Source organism: Methylobacterium longum, assembly GCF_022179385.1.
Classification (GTDB): Bacteria; Pseudomonadota; Alphaproteobacteria; order Rhizobiales; family Beijerinckiaceae; genus Methylobacterium; species Methylobacterium longum.
Genome location: NZ_BPQS01000109.1, coordinates 1 through 3064, shown reverse-complemented (window position 1 = coordinate 3064; position 3064 = coordinate 1). Strand labels below are relative to the sequence as shown.

The 3064-nt window shown below is 65.5% G+C and carries 2 protein-coding genes and 2 pseudogenes; 1 reads left to right on the top strand and 3 read right to left on the bottom strand.

Annotated elements, in window-relative coordinates:
• Together MFF58_RS31420 and MFF58_RS31415 are read right to left on the bottom strand one after the other, a co-directional pair.
• A pseudogene (locus tag MFF58_RS31420) lies at window positions 1-210 on the bottom strand (helix-turn-helix domain-containing protein); the annotation flags it as partial.
• 301 nt (window positions 211-511) lie between these two features.
• Window positions 512-1261 (bottom strand): Crp/Fnr family transcriptional regulator, encoded by a 750-nt coding sequence (locus tag MFF58_RS31415; protein ID WP_238294214.1) that lies wholly within the window; start codon window positions 1259-1261, stop codon window positions 512-514.
• Between the two features lie 145 nt (window positions 1262-1406).
• Between MFF58_RS31415 and MFF58_RS32710 the strand changes: the two are divergent.
• Window positions 1407-1697, top strand: a pseudogene (locus MFF58_RS32710) (DUF6894 family protein); the annotation flags it as partial.
• A gap of 250 nt (window positions 1698-1947) precedes the next feature.
• On the opposite strand, the gene MFF58_RS31405 reads toward MFF58_RS32710, so the two are convergent.
• A complete protein-coding gene (locus MFF58_RS31405) occupies window positions 1948-2691 on the bottom strand; it encodes a Crp/Fnr family transcriptional regulator (RefSeq protein ID WP_238294211.1) in 744 nt (247 codons plus the stop codon).
• Window positions 2692-3064 lie beyond the last annotated feature (373 nt).

The window sequence follows — 3064 nt, the reverse complement described above, 5'->3', positions numbered from 1 at the left end:
CAGGTAGACGCCGTCCGGCTTGTCGCCCTCGCCGATCAGGTCCGTGCCGGCCGGGACGAGGTGCGGCTTGGCGCTGATCCGCTCCAGCACCGCCCGGTCGTCGGCCGAGAGTGGGGCGAGGCTCTCCAGCTTCAGGATCAGGGGGTTGGCGGCCCGGCCGTCCGGGCGTGAGGTGCCGTCCTCGGCACCGGCTGTGTCGTTGTCCTGCATCGCCTCTCAACCTGCCTCGTTCGTGGGATTGCCGAACGGGTGAGTGGCAATCGCTCCCATACGCCGCGGCTGATGCACCGACGGCGCGCTCAGTCTCCTGCGAGTATAGGGTTCGAAACCGTACCCTCCATCCGGAAAGCCTGATCTAAATCAGCCTTCCCTGTTGGGATAGCGCACCCATGTGTCGCGGTGCCAAGCGTCGGGTTTCTCACACTTCGGACTGGGCAGGGTCGGATCCGTGGCTGCGTGCAACCGGTTGCCGCCCTCGCCCGGGGCTGCTTCCGAAGGTCCGCCGCTGACCTCAGGCCTCGTTGTGCCCGCCCGCGCTCAGATGCAGGTACTGCGGATCGAACTCGGCGGCTGCGCACAGCCCATTCCAGTCGCGGATCTCCAGCCGCCGGCCGCGCAGGTCGATCAGTCCTTCGCTGCGCAGATCCCTCAGGGTTCGGTTGACATGCACGGACGTCAGCCCGAGCGCGTCCCCGAGATCGGGCTGCCTGAGCGGCATCGGGATCGCATACCCGTCCGCACGGTCAGCCGCGGAAAGCCGCAGGTACAGTTCACAGAACAGGTGCGCCATGCGTCCCCGGGCGTCGCGACGGCTCAGGCCCGCCATCCAGGCCCGATGAATGGCCGCGGTGATCAGCGCCTCACGCCAGAGCGCCGTCGCCAGCGTCGGAAAGGCGGCCATCAACTTGTGCATTTCCGCGTGCGGGACAAAGGCGAGGGTCGCTTGCGTCAGCGTGGCCATGCTGAAGTCCGGGGCGGACAGGTGCAGGCTCTGGAGATCCGGTAGGTCACCGGGGACACTGATCGCCAGGATCGAACGCCTGCCCTCCTGGAGCATCTGGAAGGCACAGGTCCAGCCATCGAGGACGATGCAGCAGGAGGCTGAGGCTTCCCCACCTTGCTTGATGTCCTGATGCGCCTCCACGATCCGGACCTTGGCGGGCAATCCCTGGATGGCCTGCTGCTCTGCCTTCGAGAGGGGACCTGCACCACTCAGCTTCTGGACCAGGGGAGCGAGGGAATGTGTGGCGGTTTGGTCCAAGGCACTCTCCGGTGGCGAGAAGGCGGACGTGTTCTCCTTCCAGCCGCCAGCGCCTGGATCGTGCCCGCTGACGATACCCGCCGACAGCACCTGAAATCTAACATACATTACGCAGCGCAATCCTGAGTTCCGACCAGCGTCTGGAATGTTCAGTATCGAACAGTTCCCCCCCCCCCGCTGCGCCACGGGTTGGGTTGGGCTACAAAGCCGTATCGCTGGCTTCGACCCTGGCTGCCAGCGCCTGAGAGTAGCGAGCGCTCCCGCCGTAAATGCGCGGAGCACGGCTGTGTCCCGGTACTTCTTCGACATCCACGACGGCGCGACGCAGTTCGATCAGACCGGCACGGAATGCGCCACCCTGGAAGCCGCCCGTGCGCTGGCGTTGCAACTCCTCCCGGATCTCACCCGCGATGAAGCGCTCAAAGGCGGCGACCGGCTCGCCTACACGGTTCTGGTGAGCGATGAGGATCACCGTCCCGTCTACACGGCGACGGTATCGCTCAATGGGGTCTGGCTGATCCGGTCAGGCTGTGCCCGCGCAGGTCGTAAGCAGCCTTCGCGCAGGCGTCAGGTGTCAGCTTCTGACCATCAGCATCGCCAGGAGGAAGTCGCCCGCGGAAGCGAGCAGACGCTCGGTTATCGAGGCTGCCGATGGCGACACGAACCGGCTTGTTGGCGAGGGCTGATCAAGCCGCTCGCGCCTCCAACTGCAGGTACCTGGGGTCAAACTCAGCGGTCGTCGAAAGTTCGTCCCAGGCCTCGATCACCAGCGTGCGCCTGCGCAGCTCGAGCAGCCTTCGGCCGCGCATCTCCTGCAGCACGCGGTTGACGTGCACGGGCGTGAGGCCCAGCGCATCGGCGAGATCGACCTGAGTGAGCGGCAGCGGACAGTGGTAGTCACCGGCCAGCCCCATCGCTTCGAGCTTCACGTACATCTCGCAGAACAGGTGGCCAATCCGCTCGAAGGCGGAGCGCCGCCCCATGCCGACCATCCACTCGCGGAAGATCGCCGCGTCGATCAGCGTGTCACGCCACAGCAGCGATGCAAGACGGGGATGGCACGCGACGAGCGCCTGTAGGCTCTCGTGCGGGATGAACGCCACCGTCGCGTTCGTCACCGTGGCGAGGCTGTGGTCCATGGTGGGGACGTGCAGGCTCAGCAGATCCGGGATGTCGCCCGCGATGTGGAACGACAGGATCTGCCGCTTGCCCTGGCTGAGCAGCTTGTACCGGCAGGCCCAGCCGTCGACGACGAGGCAGCAGTGTGTGGGCCTGTCGCCGTCGCGCACGATGTCCTGCCGAGCACCGAGGACGTGGACCCGCACTGGCAGGCTCTCGAGCGCCTGCCGCTCCTCGTCCGAGAGGGGGGTGATGCTCTCCAGCTTGCGGATGAGCAGGGTCGTGGCGTGCTGATCGGGAGCGAAGGGCATGGCGTATGCGCCTTGCGTTGCAGGCGGAAGCGCGTGGCTCTCCCAGTCACCGGCGCCTGGATTGGATCAACCGATGATGAGCCTTACGGTAAACCAGTGTAATCAGGTGACGTTGATGTAAATTGGGTTTCGGAAGCATCCGGGCGTTTGGTAATGGATCGAACCTTTCAGGGATCCGCCGCCTTCGACGGGCGATTTGCTTTGCTATTGCGCAGTCGAGCGCAGATGCTGCGCTGATCGCCTGCATCGCTTTCGGGTCGCTGGCGCTTAGGAGACCGCGTGTGCTCTTGCCCTGACCGGGACCAGAGCCGTGGCTCAGCCTCAGCACTCCAGCGTCCGTAATCGCCTGCTGAAGGCGATGTCTCCTGCCGAC